Here is a 17,473-nt window from a genome sequence, read left to right as displayed (position 1 = left end):
CCTATGACTGTGGGATCGAAGACCCTGCGCCGAATTGGCATCGTCGTGCTGTGCGCTGTGTGCGACGTGGCTGAGGGGCTGGTGCTGGTGGGCATCGACCTGGAGGATTCGCCCGCCGCCGATACTCCGGAGTTTGGCGCCTACGTTGCTTTCATGGTGTTTGTCGGCGCGGTGGGGTGGCTGCTGCTGTTTATCGGCCTGCGCCACGATCCGGAGGAAGACTCCGCCTACCCTGGCCCTCGGTCAGCACTGGTCTGCAGCGCGCTGGTGATCCTGTGCAACTTTTCCTATTTTGGCGCCGTCTCCTCTGTGGTGGCGTTTATCTCCCTGGTCGGGCGCGGTTCCACGCGGTGGTCCGTGGTCGGGGTGATCGCGATGGTAGCCGGCACCCTGGTGGATTGGGCCTTTAATCCCAGCGGCGCCCCGCCCCTGGACGACTGGTATTACCTGGCCACGCTCGCGCTAGTCCTTGTCCCCATGCTGCTCGTCGGCATGGGACGGGCGGCCAGCAAGCGGGACCAACGCGCCCGGGTGGCAGCCGCCGCCACCGCTGAGCGCGAAAGCCTGGCCCGCGACCTCCACGACAGCCTTTCGCACCGGATCAGCCTGATTTCCCTCTACGCCGGGGCCTTGGCCGAGCGCGAGGACTTGAGCCCCGACCAGCAGCGCCGCTCCGCCGAAACCATCCGCGCCGAGGCCGCCCACGCCGTCGATGACCTGCGGGAGGTGTTGCAGTCCATCACCTCGCGGCAAGCCCCTGGACCCGGCGTGCGCGAGATCATAAGCAACGCCCAAGCGGCCGGCGACGCCATCACCTTCACCAGTGACGGTGCCACCCCGCACTTGTCCACCGCCAGCGCCCAGGCCTTGTCCCGCGCGTTGCAGGAATGCCTGACCAACGCTCGCAAGCACGCGCCCGGCCAGCCGGTCACCGTGGTAGAGGCCACCGATGCCACTGCCGGCACCTACACCTGCCACGTCAGTAACCCGGTCCTGGCGGGGGTTACGGGGAGGGGCACCGGCAGCGGGCTGGAAGGTATGCGCCAGCGGCTCAAGCTGGTGGGCGGTAACCTGGCCATCGACCAAGGCCACGAGTTTTGCGTGTGCATCACGCTGCCGCTAAAGGAGGCGCAATGATTAGGGTCGTCATCGTCGACGACGAGGAGCTGGTGCGCGACGGCGTCCAGCTGGTGGTGGAATCCGACCCGAAGATCCGGGTGGTCGGCGAGGCCAGCAACGGCCGCGACGGGGTGGCAGTAGTTGCCAACCTGCAGCCCGATGTGGTGCTCATGGATATCCGCATGCCGGTGCTCGACGGCATCGCCGCGGTGGAAAAAATCGACCCGGCCGTGCCGGTCATCATGCTCACCGCCTTCGACACCGACGAGTTCATCGCCGCCGCCCTGCGCGCCGGGGCCGTGGGCTTCCTGCTCAAAAACACCCCGCCGAAGGCCCTGACCGCCGCGGTGCGCGCCGCCCACGAGGGTCAGCAGATTCTCTCGCCTACGGTGGTGGGATCGCTGCTCGATGCCGAGTCGAAGGCCACCCCCAAGCAGGCCGCTGCGCGTGCGAAGCTAGCCAACCTCTCCGAGCGCGAGTTAGAAATCGCCGGCCTGGTGGCGGAGGGGCTGAGCAACGCCGAGATTGCCGCGGCCGAGTTCGTCTCCATCACCACGGTCAAGACCCACGTCCAGCACATCCTGCGCAAGCTGCCGGCGCGCAGCCGCATCCACATCGTCATCACGGTGCTGGATGCGGACCTGTAGAGGATTCAATCAGGGCGGCTTCAACGCCCGCTAGTTACCGCCCTTGACGCTGATTAGCCCGCGGACCCATGACCAAGACGATTAGGGCGGCGACGATGCCGATGGCCGCCGCCACCACCGGCGCCCACCCGGCCGCACCCCAGTAGGTGGGGTAGTAGCGCAGGGCGTAGCCAAAGACCTGGCCGTCGTCGAACTGCTGGACTAGTGAGATAGCCAGCCACCACAGCTTCGCCGTGGCCAGCACCGCCCCTACCACCAGGGTGGCGGCGATGCCGGCGCGGGAACCGCGGCGGAAGGCCCAGCACAAAAGGCCGACGGCCACTAGGACGATGCCTACCATCGTGGCGGCGAACCACAGCGGGGTCTGGATGGAAAACGGCGAACCGATCAGTAAGAACTCGTGGTCGACGCGGTGCTGGTCAATAAGTGTGAATCCGTCGAGGACGACGTCTGCGGGAAGGCCCATACCTTGAAAGCCTAGCGGCTCCCGCTCCGGCACGGGCGGGATAGCGCTGTAAGCCTGGCCACTACGGCGCTAGTCCTTCTGGACTTTCCCGTCGGCATGGTCGGCGTGGTCTTCTCGGTCGCCGATGTAGTCCGGGTGCGTGGAATCGTGCTTCGGGTTGTAGCCGTCGGACCAGGTGTCGGTGGAAAAGTCGTAGTCGACGGCGTCGCCGGCCTCGTCGGTGCGCTGGTACCAGCGGGTGTAGCGGCCGGCCGCGGAGTCGAAGCCGGAGCCGGCGCCGCGCCCGTCGGAGGCGTGCTCGACGGAGAACTCGAAGTCGTCGCCGTGCTCCTCGATGCCGCGGATCACCGCGTTTTCCACCGCCGTGCGCGCGTACTGGCGGCGGATGAACATCGGGTCGCTGCGCAGATCCACGATGAAGGCGACCATCATCACCAGCAGCACCACGCAGAAGGGAAGTGCGGACAGGATGGTGAGGTTCTGCAGACCGGACAGGACCTCCTCGCCGCCGGTCAGAAGCATGACCACGGCGATGCCCATCATGCACAGGCCCCAGAAGACCACCAGGACCTTGTTCGGGGAGGGGTTGCCCTTCGAAGCCATGGTGCCCATGATGACCGAGGCCGAGTCCGCCGAGGTGACGAAGAAGATAGCCAGCACGCCCAGCAGGATGAACGGGGTGATGGTGCCCAGCGGCAGGTTGCTGAACATGTTGAACAGAACGGCCTCGCCGGAGGCGTCGGCGTCGAAGCCCGGGATCCCGGCGTCGTGGAAGGTGATAGACGTCCCGCCGAAGATGGTGAAGGCCAGGATGAGGATGATGGTCGGGGCCAGGATGGTCACCGCCGCGTACTGGCGCAAGGTCCGCCCGCGGGAGATGCGCGCGACGAACATGCCGACGAACGGTGCCCAGGCGATCCACCAGGCCCAGTAGAAGGCGGTCCAGTAGGACTGGAACTCGACCGTCTCATCGCCCCAGGACAGCGACTTGGACATCATCGGCAGCAGCTCGTCCAGGTAGGTGACCATTCCGGACGGCAGCAAGTTGAGCAGCAGCAGGGTGGGGCCGGTGATGAAGGCGAAGGCCACCAGCGCCAGTGTCAGCGTGATGTTCAGGTTGGACAGGTAGCGGATGCCGCGGGAGACCCCGGAGACCGCCGAGATAACAAAACCCACGCCGAGCACGGCGATGATGATGAGCAAAATGCGGTTGGGCAGCGGCCCGGCGCCGGAGATGATCTCCACGCCTTGGCCGATCTGCACGGCGGAAACACCCAGGGTTGCGGCGGTGCCGAACAGCGTGGCGATGAGCGCCATGATGTCGATGACCTTGCCCAGCGGGCCGTCGGTGTCCTTGGAACCAAACAGCGGCTTGAAGATGGACGAAATCAACGGCACGCGCCCGCGGCGGTAGGACGAATAGGCGATCGCCGCGCCGACCAGCGCGTACATCGCCCACGGGGAAATGCCCCAGTGGAAGTGGGACTGCGCGACCGCCTGATGGAGGGCCTCGACCGTGCCGCCTTCGTCCACGGTGTGCGGCGGCGGGGTCAGGTAGTAGCTCAGCGGCTCGGAGGGGCCGTAGAAGAACAGCCCGACGCCGATGCCCGCGCCGAACATCATCGCGACCCACGAGAAGAAACCGAATTCCGGCTGCTCGTCGTCGGTGCCGAGCTTGATGCGGCCCAGCTTCGACAGGCCCACGTACGCCATCACCACGATGGCCAGGATCATCGTGATGTTCAGCAGCCAGCCCGCGTTGGTAATGGCCCAGCCAAACGCCGCCGATGCCGTCTGCGCCACCTGGTCGGGCATCGTCACGCCCCAGGCAATGAAGCTGACGACGAGCACCGCCGTCACTCCGAAGATGATCTTGTCTAGGCCGAAGGTGTTGCGCTGGTCTTCCACGCCGATGCCCGGGACCAGACCCGGGTGCATGTTGTGAGGGTAGAGGCCCACCGCGGGCCCAGGGCTGCCGGCCGGGCCGGCGCTGCGCGGCTGAGGCTCGCTGGAGCCAGCGGAAGGGGTAGCCGGGGTGGACGAGGTGGACGAGGATTCAGGTTCAGGTTTCGACACGAAGGTCAATCATTCAGGATATGGGCGTAAGTCACAACTCGGGCAGCTCATTGTAACTACTTATCTAGACACACTAGACACGCCCGTCTATTGGCCTATAGGGCAGGCGCCACGTTGATTTCCGGGCTTCTGGTGGGCGGCTTCATCTTCGGCCTGGGCATCATCCTGTCCGGTGGCTGTGCCTCCGGCACGTGGTACCGCTCCGCCGAGGGCCTGGTCGGCTCCTGGATCGCGCTGCTGCTCTACGGCCTGTCCGTCGCGGCGATGAAATCCGGCCCGCTGGCCGAGGTCGACGGCTGGTTCAAGCAGTGGGAGATGCCGCTGACCACCATCCACGGCGCGCTGGGATTACGCCCTGGCTGCTGGTGGCCGTGGTCTGGGCCGTGACCTTTGGGCTGTGGCGCCGCTACCGCCGCAAGGACGCCGGCCGCCCGACCTACGACCTGGGGCAGCCCTGGTGGGCCCGCCCGCTGTCCGCGGCGACCGGGCGCAACAACGGCCTGGGTATTACCACCCCAACCGCCGACGTCATGCGCTACACCACCACCGGCGACGGCCAGTACCTCAACTGGGTGGCCCTGCTGTTCATGGCCCTGGGCGTGGCCGTCGGCACCAAGCTGTGGCTCAAGCCCCACCGTGTCACCCAGTCCCCGGCCTCCGCCGAAGACGCCGTGCTTCGCGATGCCCCAGCCACCACGAACCAGCCCCTTCCCCGTCACCACCGGCGCCGTCGCGCTCAAGCCCCAGGTGAGCGAGTCCACCCAGAAGGCCCGCCCGCTCGGCGGAGGCCGCTACGCGCTCGACACCTTGGGCGCGGTCTGCCCCTTCCCGCTGATGGAGGCCAAGCAGGTCATGGACGAGCTGGAAAACGGCGAGGCCCTAGTCATCGACTTCGACTGCACCCAGGCCACCGACTCCATCCCCGCCTGGGCAAATGATGCCGGCCACCGCATCACCGACTTCCACCGCGCCGGCGATGCCGGCTGGCAGGTCACCGTCGTTAAAGGAGGCTAATCACACGGGTGTGAGTTAGGATGAAGGGGCATCGCAGGTCTTAGCGATGCCCCTTTAACTTTGTGTCAGCGAGGTATACCCACCATGCAGTTCCCAGAATCCGTCGTGGCCGAACTGGAAGAGCTCTTCGCCCCGGTGGTCCAGGAGCATCTCCTCGATGCTTCGCTGTTGCTGCAGCCGCGCTAGCGGGCCTGCGGACTGGCCATTCTCACCTTGTCCGCCAACTGGCGGATATTCGCGGCGCTGGGCTGACTATCCGGCGCCAAGTTACAAAAGTCCAGCAGCTGGTAGCCGGCGTGCTGGATTGCCTCGTGTTGGGCGCTGAACTCGCCGACGCGATCCGGCTGGTTGGCTCCCACCGACTGGATGGAGCGGCGCTCGGACAGAAGCTCGTACTGCAGGTCGCGGCGCTGGCTCAGGGATTGCTGCGGCGTTTCGGTCAGCAGGGCGCCCAGCAGCGCGCCCATCGACTCGTAGCAGCGGATCTGCAGGCGGTGGTGGTTCAGCGCCGCCGATGCCGGCCGGTAAAGCCACAGCACCAACAGTGCGAAGAGGATGGACAGGGAAATCTCCGCCAGGCGCGCGCCGACGACGGGCGCGAGCTCCGGCGCCTGCGAATTACCCATCAACAGCGCCAGCGGGGTGGAGAAGATCACGCAGAAGGCGTAGTTTTTCACCACGAAAATCTCTGCGAAGAATTGGCAGGCCGCCAGCGCAAGCAGCAGCGACCAGCCCCACACGCCGAAGTAGTGGAAGGTGGCGAACAGGCACACGCCCAGCACCGAGCCGGCCGCGCGGTGGATGGCGCGCACCGTACCCGGAACCCGGTCCGGGCCCCACTGCAGAATCAGCAGGACCGAGATAGCGCCCCAGTCCGGGCGGCCCAGGCCCAGCGCCACGCTCAGCAGCGCGGTAATCAGGCCGGCGAAGAAGACGCGCTCGGCGGTGATGAAGGCGTGCCCGTTGCGCACCGCGGAGCGGTACAGGCGGTAGGTCATCGTCGGGCGGCTGTGGGGGATGACGGTGCGGCTCGGATCGATGTCGTTCGGGGGATCGGTGAGCAGGGCTTCGGCGGCGCCGAAGTCGTCGCGCAGGTTATGCCTGACGATGCTGCGCTGCGCCGCCAACGTGCGTCGCACCAGATCGGCCTGCGACTGGTTGATGATGCGACCACCGCTAACGATGCCCGCATCCGCCAGCGACTGCCACGCATTCGACAGCGCCGTTTGCGCCTGGTGGTGGCGGGTCAGGTGGTCCTTGTCGGCGTTGGCGTAGTCCTCGGCCGCGCGCTCTAGGGTGTCGACCACGCAGCGCTCCGGCCCGTGCTTATCCAGCAGCGACGGGGCCATGCCGAGGATCCACGCGGTGCCCGCGCCGACGCAGGCCCACAGGATGACTTCGCCGACGTGGGTGCCGCTGCGGGCGAGCATGGTGGAGCCACCCGAGACCATCACGATGAAGAAGCCGCCCGGCGGCGGCAGGCGCAGAGCGTTTTGGACGAATGCTGCCGTGGTGGCCAGCAGCACCGTAAACAGCGCCGAGAGGATGAGCCACCAGTGGCCGTGGCCAGGGGCGAAGACCAGCGTGCCCACCAGAGTGCCGGTGGCCGAACCGATGACCAGCAGCGTGCCGGCCACCACGATGACGCGGGCGCGCGTGCGGTAGGGGCGGCCCTCGCCGTAGATGACGGCGAAGGCGCCGGTGGCGATGAGCAGGATGGCGTTGGTATAGCCCAGCAGCAGGGCCACGCAGCCCGGCAGGAGGATGGCCAGGGCGGCGCGCAGCGCGCCGGGCCACCGTGGGGCGGAGGAGTGGAAGGTGGTTAGCAGCTGGAGGGTACTTGGTCTTTGGGGAGTAGGGTTGTCCGTCACGGTGCTGCTACACGTTCCTTTCTCGTATCAAATTTGTTCGGCCAATACAGCGTACTCTTCCTGTGGGTTTTCGCGAACTTTTGTACTCCTAGTTATCTGTTGTCCACAGGCTGCGGTTCCCGGGCGTTAACTATTTCACTCGGTCGGTGGAGTTATCCACAGATTCGGTTTTCTGCCCTTGTGGGGGTTGACGGGTGCTTCTAGCGTGTGGGTCATGACAGCAACGACAGCCATGGACACATTGAAAGCAGCACACTCCATCTTCGCGGACGGGATCCAGTATTTGGACCTGTGCCGCCAGCTGAGCCTGCCCGCTTTGAAGGCTGTCATGTCGGACATGGCCGCGGCCGCGCACCACCGTGCCTGCCAGACGTTTTTCGGGCACACGGCCTTTACCCGCAAGCAGGCCGCCGCCCGCCGGGGCGCCGCGGAATCCGGCCACCACCTCGACACCCTGCTGGTGCTCGATAGCGCTTTCCGCCGGGTGCGCAGCAAGCGCGATGGGTGGGACATGCTCATCGAACTGTGCAACACCCCCGGCACCACCAAACAGCTAAGACGCCTAGCCAACCAAAAGGTCCTAGAACTCAACCGCCCGGCACCACCAGCCGAAGGTGTGCGGGTGACCCGCCGCAAGGATGGACCGAGTACTTTTTCTGTCACCGGGGATCCGGAGCTGGTGGAAAACCTCTGGGCCTCAATTAAAACCATCCCGGATGTCGAGGCCTTGTTCAGTGGAGGCTTGGAGAAGCAGCCGAAGGCCACGCACGTGGTGATCTCCCTTCCTGACTGGGTGCGCATCCTTGCCGGTGATGGGGATGAGATCACCCTGCAGCTGACCAACGGAACAACCATGACCGGGGCCGAATACGTCCGCCAGTGTCTCCTAGACGCAGGCCTAGCCACGCTGGTGGACCCTAGGCGCGGCCCAGTCAACCAATACCGCTACCAGCGCCACGCCTCACCGAAGCAGAAGGACATGGCCAAGGCGGAGACCACCACGTGTGCGTGGCCGAACTGTAGGAAACCAGCCGATGAGTGCCAGGTCCACCACATCCACCCCTGGGCCGACGGCGGAGAAACCAACCAAGAAAACCTCACCTTGTTGTGCGAGTTCCACAATTCATGGAACGACGACGACCCCGCCTACCCCAGGCACGGCAGGATAAACCGCCGCGATGGCAGGGTGACGTGGGACCCGCCCTGGAGCAGCGGCTGACGGCTGACACGAGGGTCAGCCGCAAACCACAAGGAACAAACCCGGCCAAATACGCTAAAAGGCGCCACGGAAACACTCCGTAGCGCCTACTCGGCGTGCCTAAATGCCCAAATCCCTAAACCGAGGAATCCTCCACCGCGGCCAGCAACTCGCGCGTGTAGTCATGCTGCGGGTTCTCCCATACCTCGGCCGTCGGCCCGGCCTCGACGACGCGGCCTTCGTGCATGACCACCACGGTGGGGCAGAGGTAGCGAATCACCGACAAGTCGTGGGAGATGAAGACGACGGTGAGATCGTAGGCATCGATGAGCGAGTCGAACAGATCCAGCACCTGCCGGCGCACGGACACGTCCAGCGCGGAGACGGCCTCGTCAGCGAGCACGATATCGGGCCGGCCCACCACGGCGCGCGCAATCGAGATGCGCTGGCGCTGCCCGCCGGAGAACTCGTGGGGGTAGCGGGAGGCATCGCTTGCTTTCAAACCCACCTGCTCGAGTACGCGGACGACCGCCTCGGGACCGGCGCCGCCCTCGGCGATGGAACGCCCCACCGTCAGCCGCGGGTTGAGCGAGCCCTGCGGATCCTGGAAGACCATCTGCACGCGCCCGTCCACACGCACGAAACCGCTGTCGGGGCGCTCCAACCCCGCAATCAGCTTGAGCACCGTCGTCTTGCCGGACCCGGAGCCACCGACCACCCCGACGCGCCCGCCCCGCGGCACCGCCAGGTCGACGCCCTCGACCGCCGCCGCGCCGCCGAAGGTCTTGGTGACCGACTCCAACGCGATGACGGGGTCCTGACGGGAGGGGGCGGCATCGCCGGCCGGCAGCCGCGAGGCGCGCACGAGCTGCTGGGTGTACGGGTGCTGTGGGCGGTCCAACACGTGCTCGCCGGCTTCGACGATTGCCCCGTCGCGCAGCACCGCAATCTGCGAGCACATCCGCTGTGCCACCCGCAGGTCGTGGGTGATAAACAGCACGGCGGTGCCGTGCTCGGCGGCCAAGGCGTCGATAAGATCGAGGACCTCGGCCTGCGTGGTCGCGTCCAGGGCGGTGGTCGGCTCGTCGCAGATGAGCAGGTCAGGTGTTCGCGCCATCGCCATGGCAATGAGCATGCGCTGCCGCTGCCCGCCGGAGAGCTCGAAGGGGTAGCGCCGCGCCGCCGATGCCGGCAGCAGCACCTTCTCCAGCATCTCCGGCCGGCCCCCGGCCAGGCGCAGCTGCCGGCCGATGGTCATCAACGGATCCAGCGCGCTCATGGGCTCCTGGAAGATCATCGCCATCCGGTCGCCCCGCAGCCGCCGATGCCGCTTATCCGCCAGCCCCACCACCTCCTGGCCGTCGAAACGGATGCTGCCGGCAACGGGCAGGTCGTGCAGGCCCATCACCGACAGGGCGGTTAAAGACTTGCCGGAACCGGACTCGCCGATAAGGCCCAGGCGCTGGCCGCGGTCTAGGTGCAGGGTGACGTCGTCGACGAGCCCGTCGCCCACGCACAGGCCCTCGATGGCAAGCAAAGTCATGCGTCCTCCTTCGGATCCCAGGCGTCGCGCAGCCCGTCGCCTAGCAGGTTGAAGCCCAGCACTGTCACAGCGATGGCCAGGCCCGGCGCCCACACCAGCCACGGTGCGGTGCTCATCAGCGTCTGCGAGTCCTGCAGCATCCGTCCCCAGGACGCGGCCGGGGGAGCAGTGCCCAGCCCCAGGTAGGACAGGGCGGCCTCGGCCAGCACGGCTAGCGCGAAGTAGACGGAGGCCTGGACGATGATGAGCCCGCGGATATTCGGCAGCACGTGGCGCAGCGCGATCCGCGGCGCGGACACGCCGGAGACCCGGGCGGAGGCGATGTAGTCCTGGTGGATGACCTGCAGTGTGCCGGAGCGGGCCACGCGCGCGAACGCCGGGATGCCCGCGATGCCGATGGCCACCACCGCCGTGATCGTCGACGGCCCCCACACCGCGCCGGCGACAATCGCCAGCAGCAGCGCCGGGAAGGCGAGCACCAGGTCGGAGCCGCGCATGATAAGCCAGTCGCCGTAGCCCATGCCGGCCATCACTCCCAGCGGCACGCCCACTATCGCCGCGGTGCCGACCGCGAGCACGCCAACCAGCAGCGTGACCTGGGAGCCGACCATGATGCGCGCGGCTACGTCGCGGCCAAACCGGTCGGTGCCCAGCAGGTGGTCGGCGCCGGGGCCGACCAAGCGGGCGGCCGTGTCGGCCAGGTCCGGCGGGTAGGGCGTCCATACCAGCGACACCAGCGCCAATATGACGGGGATGGCCACCAGGACGGCGCCTAAGTACTTCTGCATTACGTGGCCTCCCTGGCACTGGGGCGGGCGCCGGCGCGGGCGCGCGCCAGGCGCGGATCAATCAGGCGGTAGGCCACGTCGACGAGCAGGTTCACCGTCAGGGTGAAGGCGACCAGGAGCATGACCAGCGTCTGGACGGTGGTGAGATCGCGGTTGGCGACGGCATCGAGAAGCATGCTGCCCAGGCCGGGGACCACGAAGACGGATTCGATGACCACGGCGCCGATGACCAGCGTGGTCAGCTGCACCCCGGCGACGGTCAGCACGGGCAGGGCCGCGTTGCGCAGGCCGTGGCGGAGAAGCGCCTGGGTGGGCGAGGCCCCCAACGCCCGGGCGGTGCGGATATAGTCCTGCCCCATGACCTCGCGGACGGCGGCGCGCACGTACCGGGTCAACATGGCCGCCTGCACCAGCGCCAGCGAGACCACCGGCAGGATAAGGTGCGCCACGAAATCGCCGAAGCCCTGGTTGGGCGGCACCCACCCGCCGGCGGGCAGCCAGCGCCCGAAGGCGCTGATGAGCAGCAGGCCGACCAGGAAGTTCGGCAGCGCGATGCCCAGCTGGCTCAGCACCGACAGGCCCGGGTAGCGCGCGCTGGCACCCCCCAGCGGCACCGCGATGGCCAGCGCCAACAGCAGCGCTAGCCCCACCAGGATTAGCGAGACCTGCGCGCGATCGAGCACCTGGGCGGTAATGGAGGTTTGCGAGGCCAGCGAGACGCCGAAATCGCCGCGCAGCAGCCCACCCATCCAGTCCGCGTATTGGGTGATAAGCGGCTTGTCCAGGCCCAGGGTGGCGCTGAGCTCGGCGACGGCGTCGTCGGTGGCGTTGATACCCAGCGCCACGCGGGCCGGGTTGCCCGGCACCGCTCGCATCATGGCGAAGATGACCACGCTGGCCACCGCCAGCACGAAGACGTAGCGGCCCACCAGCTTTACGATGCCGACTGCCCTCACCGCGCGCTCACCTCCGTCAGATCCACGGAGTCGGTGACCATGTCGGGGCGCAGCCCGGTTACGCCGGGGCGGCTGAGCACGATATTGGGCATGTTCATCAGTGTTACGGCGCCGGCCTCGGCCATGATCTGGTCGACGGCCTGGGAGGTCAGCGCGCGGAATCCTTCGGGGGTTGCGGCGGTATCGGCGGCGGCGAAAAGCTCGCGCACGCGCGGAGAATCGTATCCTAGGTAGTAGTCCGGGCTGCCGAACAGGGTGGTCAGATCGCGCGGCTCGACGTGGGAGACCAGCGAAACCTGGTAGTCGTGGGCGCCCATGACCTGGCCCAGCCACACCGCGGGGAATTCCGCGGACTCTAGCCGCACGTCGAAGCCAACCTCCGTGAGCTGCGAGTAGATGAGCTCGGCGGCGGTCTGCGCGTAAGGCAGGGTGGGCACGGTGATGGTGATGGGGGCGCCGACGGCTCCGGCATCGTGGAGCAGCTGGCGCGCCCGCTGCGGGTCGAGGGGGTAGTAGTCCTCGCCGGTGAACCAGGGGTCGGTGGGTGCCACCGGGGCGGCGCCGGTGTCGGTGGCCAGCCCGCCGAAGAGGATCTCGCTGGCGGCCTGGCGGTCGATGGCATAGGCCACGGCCTGGCGCACCCGCGGGTCGTCGAAGGGGGCGGCCTGGTTGTTCAGCGACAGCAGCACCTCGCCGTTGGTGGTGCCGACGTGCTTTTCGATGCCGTCCGGCAAGTCGTCGAGTAGCTCCGGCGACTGGACGGCCCAGACCACGTCTGCCCCGCCGGAGCGCAGTGCGTTGAGGGCGGTCAGCGAATCCGGGAAGTAGCTAATCGTGACCGGCTGGGCGGCCGGGGTGCCCCAGTAGTCGTCGCGGGGGTCAAGCGCTACGAATTCGTTTGGGCTGAACTTGCTCACGGCGTAGGGGCCGGTGCCGACGGGGCGGCTGGCGAGCTGGTCCACGCCGTTAGGCGTCATCATCGCGCCGACGGTGGTGTCCAGCTGCCACAGCCAGCTGTTGGAGCGCTGGTGGAGGTCGACGGTGAGCTCGTAGTCGCCGGTCGCGCGGGCGCTGGCCACCACGTCCATCTGCGAGGACAGGGCATTCGACCAGTGGTTTTTGACGTAGTCCAGGCTGAAGGCGGCGGTCTCGGCATTGAAGGGCGAGCCGTTGGAAAAACGCACGCCCCGGCGCAGCTGGAAGACGTAGTGGGTGCCGTCGGCGGAGACCTCCCAGTCGGTGGCGAGCTGGGGAACGACTTCGCCGGTCTCGGAATCGATGGCCACCAGGGTCTCGTAGACGTTGTTCATCAGGGCGGCGGGGATGGCCGCGCCGCCGACGGTGGTGAAGTCCAGGGACGTGGCGGGGGAGGTGGTGGCGACGGTGAGGGCATCGGCGGCCTGGCCGGCGGGGGCTGGGTCGACGACGGCGGTATGACCGGCCGCGCACCCGGAGAGCAGGGTGGCGGCGAGTACCAGCGACGCGCTGCGTCGGCCTTGGAAAGTCATAACGAAAGGGTAGTGCACCCCGTTACTATTTGGCGAAATTGCCACGGTGCTAGCAGCCGCTAGACCCCCGGGAAGACCTCCAGCGGTGACGTGCCGCCGCGCACGGAGGACAGGTTGACCGACAGGGCGTCGGCGCGGTAACGGTACACCGCCAGCTCAACGGGGCGGCCCTGGTGGTTGGCGATGAGCATCTCTACCGTCCAGATGGGCGAGCCGGGCTCGATGCCGAGGGCCTCGGCATCGTCGGCTGTGGCGGCGCCGATGTGGATGCGGCGGTTGACGTTGTCGAAGTCGACGCTGGCGGCGCGCAGGTGGGCGTGCAGCGAGCCGGAGTCGGCGTCGAAGTTGAGGATTTCCTGCCCGACGTCGATGGGGAAGTAGAGCCGTTCGATCACCAGCGGGCGGTCGTTACAGCTGCGCAGGCGGTGGACGTAGACTACCTGCTCGTCGGCGCCGATGCCTAGGCGCTGCGCGACGTCTTCCGGGGCGGGGCGGCGGGCCAGCCAGAAGGTCTTTTGCTGCGGGGTGTAGCCGTGCTGGCTGAGCCAGGAGCTCACGGATATGATGGAGTCGAAGGTCTCGGCGTTGAAGTTGCCGAGCACGACGGAGCGCCGGCCGCGGCCGGAGGAGATGGCGCCCTCGGTGCGCAGGACGGCCATCGCCTGGCGGACGGGGCCGCGCGACGAGTTGAACTGCGCGCACAGCTCCGCCTCGCTGGGCAGTTGATCGCCCGGTTGAAGTTCGCCGCTGCGGATCTGCTCCTTCAGATAGTCGCAGATTTTGAGGTGCTGCTGCGGCTCTCGGTGCTGCCTCACTAGTTGTTCAGTGCTCCCTTCAATCCAGGCAGGCTGGAAAACGCCGACGCTTTCGCCACCTAGGGTGGCAGGCGTCGGCCGGTCCACGAGCTGGGGAGAACGCGGACCCTATTACGGTTTACCTTAGTTGTGTCAAGTGTAACGAATAACGGTTTTATAAAAAACGACATACAAGTAATTATTGGGATGTAGACATATTTTACTTAGGTCGTGGCGATGGGTTGGTGGCCATCTGGGGGCTGCCGCCGGCACCTTTTCGGTCTCCTGGCTAGCGCGATTATAGTGTCGCCAGCCGTGTATCCAAGGCGTCAGGACGTGACGTGCAACTAAGAGAAAACTCAGAAAGATAGATAAGTCACACGGCCGGCGTGGGGTCGCCGCGGGGCGGAAAGTGTATACAAAGTCGCGTCCGCGCCGTTCGAGTGCGGCATAGCTGTGCCGCCTTGAGTTGCGAAGATATCTACACCTGTTGATCTTTTGCCCCCGCGGGTGCGTCAAGCGGGCGCGGGGATGATCATTAATTCTCAGTTTCGCCGTCTCGGGCAGTGGCGTCCGCTACTCTGGGGGCAGCATATTTCGTCCAAGGATAGGATCATTCCTCATGTCTTCCGATCAACCCAAGAGGTTTCTCGGGCTCAAGACCGACCCCTTTGTCTTCCTAGTCGCCGCTGGCTTCATCGTGGTTTTCGTGGCCGGCACCCTGTTGTTCGGGGCCCAGGCCCGCGATCTCTATGCGGTGGCCTCCAATTCCTTGCTCACTAACCTGGGCTGGCTCTACATCGGCGGCTTCTCGGTTGTTTTCGTCTTCTTGATTGGCATCTTCGTCTCTCGTTATGGCAACCTGCGCCTCGGCGACGACGATGACGAACCCGACTACTCCCTCCCGGTGTGGTTTTCCATGCTCTTTGCCGCTGGCCTGGGCGCGACCCTGCTGTTCTGGGGCGCGGCCGAGCCGCTCCACCACTCCTTTAACCCGCCCCGCGGGGGACTGGAGCCGATGAGCCAGGAGGCCATTGACCAAGCCTTCCACTTCACCTACTACCACTTCGCGGTCCACATGTGGGTCCCGTTCGCCCTGCCGGGCCTGGCGATGGGCTACTTCGTCTACAAGCGCAAGATGCCCGCCCGCATGTCCTCGGTCTTCTCCCCGCTGCTGGGCAAGCGCGTCTACCGCTGGCCCGGCAAGCTCATCGATGCCCTCTCCATCATCGGCACCGTCTTCGGCCTCGCCGTCTCCGTGGGCCTGGGCGTGCTGCAGATTAACGCCGGCCTGAACATCATGTTCGGCGTGCCGCTGGTCGGCTGGGTCGAGGTGCTCATCATCGTGGTGGTCACCGCGATTGCCTCCATCTCCGTGGCCTCCGGCTTGGACCGCGGCGTGAAGATCCTGTCCAACGTCAACATCGTGGCGGCCTTCGTCCTGATGTTCTTCGTGCTGGTGATGGGCCCGACTCTGACGCTGCTCAAGCACACGGTGGAGGCCTTCGGCGGCTACGCCAGCTCCCTGCCGGAGCTGATGTTCTGGACGGACTCCTTCGAGGAGAACCCGGGCTGGCAGGGCACGTGGACGGCCTTCTACTGGGCCTGGACCATCTGCTGGGCCCCGTTTGTGGGTATGTTCATTGCACGCATCTCGCGCGGGCGCACGGTGCGTCAGTTCATCGGCGGCGTGCTGGCGCTGCCGACCATCGTGGTCGTGGTCTGGTTTTCCATCTTCGGCCGGGCGGCCATCGAGACGGAGCTGGACAACCCCGGCATCCTGACCAAGCCGGTGGTCGAGGACGGGGATACCCCGGTCGCGCTCTTCGCCCTGCTGGAGCAGTACCCGCTGTACATGCTCTCCGGCACGCTGGCGCTGGCGGTCATCATCGTATTCTTTATTACCTCGCTGGACTCGGCGGCCCTGGTCATAGACACTTTCGCCAGCGGTGAGGAGAACAAGACCCCGACGTATTACCGCGTCTCGTGGGCCTGCGCGGTAGGCCTGGTGACCGCGGCCCTGCTGTTCATCAACGACACGGGCATCGAGGCCATCCAGGAAGTCGTCATCGTGGTGGCTCTGCCGTTCTTTCTGATGGAATTCGTCATGATGTACTCACTGGTCAAGGGTATGAACGACGACTCGGCGGCGCAGCACCGTACCCGTACCCGTAAGTGGGGCAAGACGGACACGCCGGAGAAATACGAGGCCGCCGATGCCCGCCCGGCCCCCGGCTACGACAGCGAGGGCAACGAGCTGGATCGCCCCGAACTCGAATACGACGAGGACGGCAACATGCGCATCCCGGGCAATATCATCGTCGAAGGCGACCTGGGGGTGGGCGGCGACTTCGATGACGACTGGGACGGCGAGGACGCCGCCGGCCCGGGAGACAAGCCCCGCGCTTAAGTTCCAGGCGGGGTTTAGGCTGGGGCCAACGCCCACCTAGAGCCCGGCCTAGAACCAGGCCTGGGCCAGAATGTTCAGGGACTTGAGCGTCTCGGCGCGGCTGCTGGTCTGAATGGAGACCATCAGCTCGTCGGCGCTGGCGTGATCCTGGAACCACTCGAGGTAGTCGCGGACCTCGTCGCCGGTGCCGACGGCGGAGTAGCGCAGCATCTCCAGGATCTGCTGGCCCTGGTAGGAATCGATGATCTGGTTGACCTGCTCGTCGGTCAGGAACTTGCCGCGGCCGGCGAAGGCCTTAACGCGGTTGAAGCCGACGCGCTCGAAGATTTCGGAGGCCTCTTCGGGGGTATCGCCGGCGGTGACGTTGACCGCGGCGATGACGTAGGGCTCGTCCAGGACGTCGGAGGGCTGGAAGTTGTCCCGGTAGTATTTCGTCGCGGCCTCCAGGTGCTGCGGCGCGAAGTGGGAGGCAAAAGAGTAGGGCAGGCCGTACTTGGCGGCCAGCGATGCCCCGAACATCGACGAGCCCAGGATGTAGACCGGTACGTGAGTGTTGGCGCCGGGCACGGCCTGGACGCCCGGGATGATGGACTTGCCGGCCAGGTAGCTGGTCAGCTCGCGGACGTCCTCGGGGAAGCGCTCGGCGGCGTTGCCGTCGCGGCGCAGGGCGCGGCCCAAGGTGTGCATGTCGGTGCCGGGGGCACGGCCGACGCCCAGGTCGATGCGGTCCGGGTAGAGCTCGGCCAGCGTGCCGAACTGCTCGGCGATGATATAAGGAGCGTGGTTAGGCAACATCACCCCGCCCGAGCCTAGCCGGATGCTGTTGGTGTGGGCACCAATATGGGAAATCAGCACCGCTGGGGCGGAGGAGGTGATGGTGGACATGTTGTGGTGCTCGGTGTACCAGAGGCGCTTGTACCCCAGCTCCTCGGCCCGCTGGGCGAGGGTGACCGAGTGGGCCATGGACTGGGCGGCGGTCTCCCCCTCGTAGATCGTGCAGAAATCCAGAACGGAAAGCGGTGCGTGGGCAGTCTGGGTAGTCAATGGTGCTCCTTTAGAAGACGACATCTTGCTACCCACCGT

General features: G+C 66.4%; 15 protein-coding genes and 1 pseudogene. 7 read left to right on the top strand and 9 right to left on the bottom strand.

Translation table 11 applies throughout. The features are described 5' to 3' along the window. The first annotated feature begins 3 nt into the window (after nucleotides 1-3). Both CCONF_RS08840 and CCONF_RS08835 read left to right on the top strand, forming a co-directional pair. Nucleotides 4-1,137 (top strand): sensor histidine kinase, encoded by a 1,134-nt coding sequence (locus CCONF_RS08840; protein ID WP_290222821.1) that lies wholly within the window; start codon nucleotides 4-6, stop codon nucleotides 1,135-1,137. After that, nucleotides 1,134-1,766 (top strand): response regulator, encoded by a 633-nt coding sequence (locus CCONF_RS08835; protein WP_290222818.1) that lies wholly within the window; start codon nucleotides 1,134-1,136, stop codon nucleotides 1,764-1,766. The genes CCONF_RS08840 and CCONF_RS08835 overlap by 4 nt, the downstream gene beginning before the upstream one ends. Nucleotides 1,767-1,800: 34 nt before the next feature. Here the strand turns inward: CCONF_RS08835 and CCONF_RS08830 are convergent, their stop codons facing one another. Continuing rightward, complete coding sequence (locus CCONF_RS08830) at nucleotides 1,801-2,232, bottom strand: hypothetical protein (RefSeq protein WP_290222815.1); 432 nt, start codon at nucleotides 2,230-2,232, stop codon at nucleotides 1,801-1,803. Between the two features lie 69 nt (nucleotides 2,233-2,301). Further along, a complete protein-coding gene (locus tag CCONF_RS08825) occupies nucleotides 2,302-4,170 on the bottom strand; it encodes a BCCT family transporter (RefSeq protein ID WP_290226364.1) in 1,869 nt (622 codons plus the stop codon). Between the two features lie 228 nt (nucleotides 4,171-4,398). On the opposite strand from CCONF_RS08825, the gene CCONF_RS08820 reads away from it, so the two are divergent. From CCONF_RS08820 to CCONF_RS08815, 3 genes and pseudogenes are all read left to right on the top strand, one after another. After that, nucleotides 4,399-4,695, top strand: coding sequence for a YeeE/YedE thiosulfate transporter family protein (locus CCONF_RS08820; protein WP_290222813.1), 297 nt, complete (start codon nucleotides 4,399-4,401; stop codon nucleotides 4,693-4,695). Further along, a pseudogene (locus CCONF_RS11515) lies at nucleotides 4,617-4,862 on the top strand (YeeE/YedE thiosulfate transporter family protein); the annotation flags it as partial. The gene CCONF_RS08820 and the pseudogene CCONF_RS11515, both read left to right, overlap by 79 nt. A gap of 127 nt (nucleotides 4,863-4,989) precedes the next feature. Next, entirely contained in the window at nucleotides 4,990-5,322 is a 333-nt protein-coding gene (locus tag CCONF_RS08815; protein WP_290222811.1) for a sulfurtransferase TusA family protein, read from the top strand. A gap of 182 nt (nucleotides 5,323-5,504) precedes the next feature. Here CCONF_RS08815 and CCONF_RS08810 read toward each other — a convergent pair whose 3' ends face one another. Continuing rightward, entirely contained in the window at nucleotides 5,505-7,193 is a 1,689-nt protein-coding gene (locus CCONF_RS08810; RefSeq protein ID WP_290222809.1) for an FUSC family protein, read from the bottom strand. Between the two features lie 214 nt (nucleotides 7,194-7,407). On the opposite strand from CCONF_RS08810, the gene CCONF_RS08805 reads away from it, so the two are divergent. Further along, nucleotides 7,408-8,412 (top strand): HNH endonuclease signature motif containing protein, encoded by a 1,005-nt coding sequence (locus CCONF_RS08805; protein WP_290222807.1) that lies wholly within the window; start codon nucleotides 7,408-7,410, stop codon nucleotides 8,410-8,412. Between the two features lie 115 nt (nucleotides 8,413-8,527). Here the strand turns inward: CCONF_RS08805 and CCONF_RS08800 are convergent, their stop codons facing one another. From CCONF_RS08800 to CCONF_RS08780, 5 genes are read right to left on the bottom strand one after another with little or no spacing between them, the layout of a single operon-like run. Then, a complete protein-coding gene (locus CCONF_RS08800) occupies nucleotides 8,528-9,934 on the bottom strand; it encodes an ATP-binding cassette domain-containing protein (RefSeq protein WP_290222805.1) in 1,407 nt (468 codons plus the stop codon). Beyond that, nucleotides 9,931-10,722, bottom strand: a complete 792-nt coding sequence (locus CCONF_RS08795; RefSeq protein WP_290222803.1) for an ABC transporter permease — start codon at nucleotides 10,720-10,722, stop codon at nucleotides 9,931-9,933. Before CCONF_RS08795 ends, CCONF_RS08800 begins: the two co-directional genes overlap by 4 nt. Further along, a complete protein-coding gene (locus tag CCONF_RS08790; RefSeq protein ID WP_290222800.1) occupies nucleotides 10,722-11,678 on the bottom strand; it encodes an ABC transporter permease in 957 nt (318 codons plus the stop codon). Before CCONF_RS08790 ends, CCONF_RS08795 begins: the two co-directional genes overlap by 1 nt. Then, a complete protein-coding gene (locus CCONF_RS08785; protein ID WP_290222798.1) occupies nucleotides 11,675-13,186 on the bottom strand; it encodes an ABC transporter substrate-binding protein in 1,512 nt (503 codons plus the stop codon). Before CCONF_RS08785 ends, CCONF_RS08790 begins: the two co-directional genes overlap by 4 nt. A gap of 59 nt (nucleotides 13,187-13,245) precedes the next feature. Further along, nucleotides 13,246-14,001 (bottom strand): GntR family transcriptional regulator, encoded by a 756-nt coding sequence (locus tag CCONF_RS08780; RefSeq protein WP_290222796.1) that lies wholly within the window; start codon nucleotides 13,999-14,001, stop codon nucleotides 13,246-13,248. A 601-nt stretch (nucleotides 14,002-14,602) separates the two neighbouring features. Between CCONF_RS08780 and CCONF_RS08775 the strand changes: the two genes are divergently transcribed. Then, nucleotides 14,603-16,390 carry a BCCT family transporter gene (locus CCONF_RS08775; RefSeq protein WP_290222794.1) on the top strand — a complete coding sequence of 596 codons (1,788 nt, stop codon included), beginning with the start codon at nucleotides 14,603-14,605 and terminating at the stop codon, nucleotides 16,388-16,390. A gap of 48 nt (nucleotides 16,391-16,438) precedes the next feature. Here CCONF_RS08775 and CCONF_RS08770 read toward each other — a convergent pair whose 3' ends face one another. After that, the gene (locus tag CCONF_RS08770) at nucleotides 16,439-17,458 is read right to left on the bottom strand and encodes an LLM class flavin-dependent oxidoreductase (protein WP_435384073.1); all 1,020 of its coding nucleotides are present in this window, start codon (nucleotides 17,456-17,458) and stop codon (nucleotides 16,439-16,441) included. Nucleotides 17,459-17,473: the final 15 nt, after the last annotated feature.

Source organism: Corynebacterium confusum (assembly GCF_030408715.1).
GTDB classification, from domain to species: domain Bacteria; phylum Actinomycetota; class Actinomycetes; order Mycobacteriales; family Mycobacteriaceae; genus Corynebacterium; species Corynebacterium confusum.
This window is presented reverse-complemented; position numbering and strand designations above follow the sequence as displayed.

What these genes read in the sequence shown, in the direction of transcription:
- CCONF_RS08795 (WP_290222803.1), bottom strand. Translation starts at nt 10,722, where the DNA reads ATGCAGAAGTACTTAGGCGCCGTCCTGGTGGCCATCCCCGTCATATTG.
- CCONF_RS08825 (WP_290226364.1), bottom strand. Translation starts at nt 4,170, where the DNA reads ATGCACCCGGGTCTGGTCCCGGGCATCGGCGTGGAAGACCAGCGCAAC.
- CCONF_RS08840 (WP_290222821.1), top strand. Translation starts at nt 4, where the DNA reads ATGACTGTGGGATCGAAGACCCTGCGCCGAATTGGCATCGTCGTGCTG.
- CCONF_RS08815 (WP_290222811.1), top strand. Translation starts at nt 4,990, where the DNA reads ATGCCCCAGCCACCACGAACCAGCCCCTTCCCCGTCACCACCGGCGCC.
- CCONF_RS08835 (WP_290222818.1), top strand. Translation starts at nt 1,134, where the DNA reads ATGATTAGGGTCGTCATCGTCGACGACGAGGAGCTGGTGCGCGACGGC.
- CCONF_RS08800 (WP_290222805.1), bottom strand. Translation starts at nt 9,934, where the DNA reads ATGACTTTGCTTGCCATCGAGGGCCTGTGCGTGGGCGACGGGCTCGTC.
- CCONF_RS08805 (WP_290222807.1), top strand. Translation starts at nt 7,408, where the DNA reads ATGACAGCAACGACAGCCATGGACACATTGAAAGCAGCACACTCCATC.
- CCONF_RS08770 (WP_435384073.1), bottom strand. Translation starts at nt 17,458, where the DNA reads ATGTCGTCTTCTAAAGGAGCACCATTGACTACCCAGACTGCCCACGCA.
- CCONF_RS08830 (WP_290222815.1), bottom strand. Translation starts at nt 2,232, where the DNA reads ATGGGCCTTCCCGCAGACGTCGTCCTCGACGGATTCACACTTATTGAC.
- CCONF_RS08785 (WP_290222798.1), bottom strand. Translation starts at nt 13,186, where the DNA reads ATGACTTTCCAAGGCCGACGCAGCGCGTCGCTGGTACTCGCCGCCACC.
- CCONF_RS08775 (WP_290222794.1), top strand. Translation starts at nt 14,603, where the DNA reads ATGTCTTCCGATCAACCCAAGAGGTTTCTCGGGCTCAAGACCGACCCC.